A 727-nucleotide genomic window follows, 5' to 3' on the forward strand; every position below is an offset into this window, starting at 1 on the left:
GAGGGTGAGCATCGACCACCGTTAAGATCTCAGCTTCAATATCGGCGCGCTGCTCGGTCAGCTGTGCAAGCTGAGCGGCGAGTCGGCTGATGATGTGCCCGGCAGTGTTTGTTCCGGCCACGATGGTGGTTTGTTCGGCCAAAGCTGCAAAGATCTCGTCAGCCAGGCGGGCCGCCATGCGGGGTGCGAGTTTCTTCAATCGTGTTCTCACGCGGCTGCGTCCTGCGTCGTGCAGTGATGCGGGAGTGGGATAGCGGCTGAGTATATCCACTACTGCTGGATGGGCCAGACGTGGTCCCAGTGCCCGTTCAAGGGCAGGATGTATTTGTGTGAGCAGGCCGCGAAGCCGATTGCGTACCCCGGTCAGCTGGGCGGTCAGATCGTCATCGAAGCCACACAGCATTGACAATTCGGCGATGTGTTCGTCCGCGATAGTGATCCCGCGCAGTGTGTGGGGGATGGTGCGGGCTGTATCAGCGATGATGTATGCATCCCTGGCATCGGTCTTCGCCTGGCCTGGATGAAGATCAGCGACACGGCGCATGGTCAGTCCCGGCAGGTAGGCAACGGCAATCCCCAGTTGTTGGGCTACCGCGAAAACTCACGCGCCTATGGTTTTAGGCTGGTCCACCACGACCAGCAGCTGTTCATGCTTGGCGGCAAGGGCTGTTAACAGTTCCTGGATCTTCGGTTTGAAGCGGCCTGGGTTTAGTTCCGCTTCTATTAC

Annotated in this window: 1 pseudogene; it reads right to left on the reverse strand. The window is 59.0% G+C overall.

The features are described from left to right. Nucleotides 1-727, reverse strand: a pseudogene (locus HMPREF3162_RS11735) (IS110 family transposase); the annotation flags it as partial.

The sequence above is a fragment of the Brevibacterium sp. HMSC07C04 genome (assembly GCF_001815905.1).
GTDB lineage: Bacteria > Actinomycetota > Actinomycetes > Actinomycetales > Brevibacteriaceae > Brevibacterium.